We start from the raw sequence: 4,351 nt of genomic DNA on the forward strand, positions 1-4,351 counted from the left end.
TGGAAAGACTCGGACGAATCCCGTCGCGAGAATGCGATCGCATGTCTTCCCCCGTTGCACGGTCCTCCCCTGTTACACACGCTCCACTGTCATCGCCCGGCTTGATCGGGCGATCCAGCATTCCAGAGGCGTCAATGCCTGGATCGAGAGGCCGCGGCGTGCTGGATCGCCCGGTCGAGCCGGGCGATGACACCGAATGCTATGTGCACATCCGTGGCCGACGCGACTCACCCCTGCCGCGACTTCTCCTTGGCGGCGCGGTGCAGGTGGCGGTAGGTGCCGTCGAACACGGTGTCGGTGGTCGACGTCCACTCGGTGCCCTGCGCGAGCTTGGGCCGGCTCGCATGGATGCGGCGGGCCTGCAATTCGCGCTCGGCCGCTTCGTCCTCGCCCATCGGCTCCAGTTCGAAATGCGCCTCTTCGGGGATGACGATGATCTGCGCGAACGGCTCCTTCGGCCGGAAGATGTGGGTGCGGCCTTCTGCCGGCGCCTTGAACACGCAGAAGAACAGCATCGGCCACCAGTTGCGGATCAAGGCCGGCACCGCGATCGGGCAGGTGTCGGTACGGTCGGAATAGAAGCGCGGATGCGGCTCGGTGCGGATCGCGAGGCCCTGCTCGACCTTCAGGTCGAGCAGCAATTGGTAGGTATAATAATTGTCACCGAAGTTGCGGAACGGCGGCCACTGCACGCCGCCCTCGGGCGGCTCGCCCCAGTCGCCCTCCAGCACCAGATGGCCGTCCCGGGTCGAAACATGCAATTCGAAGTCATAGGGGTAGAACAGCTCGATGCCGTATTGCGCGCCCTCGGAGAACGGCACGCAGTGCCACATCTGCTCATGCGAGCCGTCCGTGCGCGGCGCGCGGTCGCCGGCCCAGCCCGGGATTTCCATCCGCGTCCGGCGCGGCGCCAGCCGCGGGTCATTCAGGCGGTACTTGATCTTGCTCATGAAAACTCCCGATCCGATGGAGCCGAACGGACGTGTCCCCCGTCCGGTTCCCATTTTGGCAACAGCCATGGAGAAATGGCGGTCACAAGGCCGCGGAAAATTGACCTGCCGCGGCAGCACCTATACCATATTAGAACCATTCTAAATCGAGCGGGCGGACGTTGATGAAGAATTTTGCCGATCTGAGCGAGCGCGAGGTGCTGGCGGTGGCGATCTCCTCGGAGGAAGAGGACAGCCGCATCTATATGACTTTCGCCGAGGACCTGCAGGACCGCTACCCGGATACGGCGAAGATATTCGAGGAGATGGCCGAGGAGGAACGCGGCCATCGGCACATGCTGCTGGAGATGTACGAGCAGCGCTTCGGCAAGAACCTGCCGCCGATCCGGCGCGAGGACGTCAAGGGCTTCCTGCGCCGCCGCCCGATCTGGCTCACGACAAACCTGCCGCTCGACACCATCCGCAAGGAGGTCGAGACGATGGAGTTCCAGGCGGAGCGCTTCTACGTCAAGGCGGCCGAGCAGGCCCAGGACGTCGGCGTGCGCCGCCTGCTCGGGGATCTCGCCGAGGCCGAGAAGGGCCACGAGCATCTCGCGGCCAAATTGACCGACCGGATTCTCAAGCCCGACGTGCGCGAAGCCGAGGACAAGACCCGCCGCCGCATCTTCGTGCTGCAATACGTCCAGCCGGGGCTCGCCGGCTTGATGGACGGATCGGTCTCGACCCTGGCGCCGCTGTTCGCGGCGGCCTTCGCCACCCACCAGAACTGGCAGACCTTCGTGGTCGGTCTCGCCGCCTCGATCGGCGCTGGCATCAGCATGGGCTTTGCCGAAGCGCTGTCCGACGACGGCTCGCTGTCCGGGCGCGGCTCGCCCTGGCTGCGGGGCGCAGCCAGCGGCATCATGACCGCGGTCGGCGGCCTCGGCCATACGCTGCCTTATCTGGTGCCGGATTCCTGGTCCAACGCGTTCTGGATCGCGACCTCGATCGCCGGCATCGTCGTGTTCTTCGAATTGTGGGCGATCGCCTATATCCGCGCGCGCTACATGGATACGCCATTCCTGCAGGCGGTGTTCCAGATCGTGCTCGGCGGCGTCATCGTGCTCGGCGTCGGCATCGCGATCGGCGCATCGTAGCCACGGCACCTTTCCTCCGCGATCGATATCGCCAACGGCATTGGAGACGTCATGACTGCTCGGCTGCAATACGGCACCACCGCAAAAGTGTTTCACTGGCTGATCGTGGCGCTGCTGGTCGTGCAATATGTGATCGGCTGGCTGATGCCGGACGTCCATCGTGGCATGCAGCCGGGCGGGCCGATGATCTTCCATCTCTCGATCGGCCTCACCATCCTCGTGCTGATCGTGCTGCGCTTCGCCTGGCGCCTGACGCATCCGGTCGCGCCCGAGAGCTCGCTCGCGCCGTGGCAGCGGATCAGCTCGGAGGCGGTGCATTGGCTGCTCTATGTGATGGTGCTGGCGACGACGTTGAGCGGCTGGCTGTTTGCCTCGTTCCGCGGCTGGTCGGTGCCGTTCTTCTATCTCGCGCCGATGCCGATGCTCGCATCCGACAACGCCGCGGCCGGCAAGGCGATCGACGGCCTGCACCAGGCGATGGAATGGACGCTGCTCGTCCTGATCGCCCTTCACGTCGCCTCCGCCTTCGCGCATCTCTTCATCTATCGCGATCGCATCATGGAGCGCATGCTGCCGGGCTAGAGCGGGAATTAGCCAGCTCGGAGTGAATGTTCGACGGCCAGGAACGGAGTGACCCATGAGCAACGACCTCGACGAGCTAACGAAGCTCAACCATGACTATGTGGCCTCGGTGCAGAACTGCGACGTCAAGCGCTTCGACGAAATATTGGCGCAGGATTTCTACTGCACCAATCCCGACAAGAGCCTTGTCGACCGCGCCGCCTTCCTGAAGCAGACCGCGCTCCCCGTGAAGATCAGGAATCTGACGGAGCAGGACGTCAAGATTCGCATCCTCGGCGATTTCGCGATCATTCACGGCAAGACCAGCTACCTCGACGCTGATGGCCGGCAGGCCTATGGCCGCTACACCGACTGCTGGGCCAAGCAGAACGGGAAATGGCTCGCCGTATCCGCGCATGTGGCGCGGTGATGCATCGATGGTCATTCCGGAGCGCCGCAACGCCGGCGAACCCGGAATCCCGGCCAACGATTTCTGGATTCCGGGTCGCGCCTGCGGCGCGCGCCGGAATGACATGTTCTCAAGCGTCGAACACGATCACGCTGCGCAGCGTCTTGCCGGCCTTCATGTTGGCAAAGCCCTCGTTGATCTCGGCAAGCTTCAGCTTGGCCGAGATCCAGTCCTCCAGGTGCAGCTTGCCGCGGAGATAGAACTCGACCAGCCGCGGCATGTCGACACGGAAATGGTTGGAGCCCATCGACGAGCCCTGGATGCGGCGCTCGCGCAGGAAGTCGAAACCGTGCAGTTCGATCTTCTGCCCGAACGGGATCATGCCGACGATGGTCGCGGTCCCGCCGGGCGCCAGCATCGCGAACGCCTGCTCCGCGGTCTCCTTGCGGCCGAGCACCTCGAAGGCGTGCTGCACGCCGCCCTTGGTGAGCTCGCGCACCTGCTGCACGACGTCGCCGTTCCTGGGGTCGACGACGTCGGTGGCGCCGAGCTTGGTCGCAAGCTGCAACTTCACCGGGTTGGTGTCGATGGCGATGATGCGGCCGGCGCCGGCGATCGCCGCGCCGTTGATCGCGGCCATGCCGACGCCGCCGCAGCCGATCACCGCCACGGTCTCGCCCGCCGTCACCCTGGCCGTGTTCACCACCGCGCCATAGCCGGTCATGACCCCGCAGCCGATCAGGGCTGCGAGATCGAGCGGCATGTCGTTGCGGATCTTCACGATGGCGTTCTCGTGCACCAGCATCTGCTCGGCGAACGACGACAGGTTGAGGAACTGGTTGAGCTTCTCCGACCGCGACCAGGACAGCCGGTTCGAGGCGCCCGGCAGCATTTTCACGGTGGTGTCGGTGCACAGCACCGGGCGCCCGGTCGTGCAATTGTCGCAGGTGCCGCAGAACACCGACAGGCAGGTGACGACATGATCGCCGGGCTTCACATAGGTGACGTCGGAGCCGACCTGCTCGACGATTCCAGCGGACTCGTGGCCGAGCACCGCCGGCAGCGGATGCGGATAGAGCCCTTCCATGAAATGCAGGTCGGAGTGGCAGAGGCCGGCAACCGCGGTGCGGATCAGCACCTCGCGCGGACCGGGCTTCGGCAGGCTGACGTCCTCGATTACCAGCGGCTTGTCCACTTCCATCAGGACGGCGGCCTTCATTGTTCTCTCCCTCGAACATTTTATCGTTATGGCAGCCGAACGAGCCTACGCGGCCGAAACCAGTTCGCCAACCTCG

General features: G+C 64.6%; 5 protein-coding genes. 3 read left to right on the forward strand and 2 right to left on the reverse strand.

Annotation, left to right across the window (positions count from 1 at the left end; genetic code table 11):
* Window positions 1-227: 227 nt before the first annotated feature.
* The gene (locus tag JOY90_RS01685; RefSeq protein ID WP_291689441.1) at window positions 228-950 is read right to left on the reverse strand and encodes a hypothetical protein; all 723 of its coding nucleotides are present in this window, start codon (window positions 948-950) and stop codon (window positions 228-230) included.
* A gap of 164 nt (window positions 951-1,114) precedes the next feature.
* Between JOY90_RS01685 and mbfA the strand changes: the two genes are divergently transcribed.
* From mbfA to JOY90_RS01700, 3 genes are read left to right on the forward strand one after another with little or no spacing between them, the layout of a single operon-like run.
* A complete protein-coding gene (gene mbfA, locus JOY90_RS01690) occupies window positions 1,115-2,086 on the forward strand; it encodes an iron exporter MbfA (protein WP_291689442.1) in 972 nt (323 codons plus the stop codon).
* Window positions 2,087-2,137: 51 nt separating this feature from the next.
* A complete protein-coding gene (locus JOY90_RS01695) occupies window positions 2,138-2,668 on the forward strand; it encodes a cytochrome b (protein ID WP_291689443.1) in 531 nt (176 codons plus the stop codon).
* Window positions 2,669-2,723: 55 nt separating this feature from the next.
* Entirely contained in the window at window positions 2,724-3,077 is a 354-nt protein-coding gene (locus JOY90_RS01700; RefSeq protein WP_291689444.1) for a nuclear transport factor 2 family protein, read from the forward strand.
* Window positions 3,078-3,186: 109 nt separating this feature from the next.
* Here JOY90_RS01700 and JOY90_RS01705 read toward each other — a convergent pair whose 3' ends face one another.
* Window positions 3,187-4,275 carry a Zn-dependent alcohol dehydrogenase gene (locus JOY90_RS01705; protein WP_291689445.1) on the reverse strand — a complete coding sequence of 363 codons (1,089 nt, stop codon included), beginning with the start codon at window positions 4,273-4,275 and terminating at the stop codon, window positions 3,187-3,189.
* Window positions 4,276-4,351 lie beyond the last annotated feature (76 nt).

The organism is Bradyrhizobium sp., from assembly GCF_019242285.1.
GTDB lineage: Bacteria > Pseudomonadota > Alphaproteobacteria > Rhizobiales > Xanthobacteraceae > Bradyrhizobium.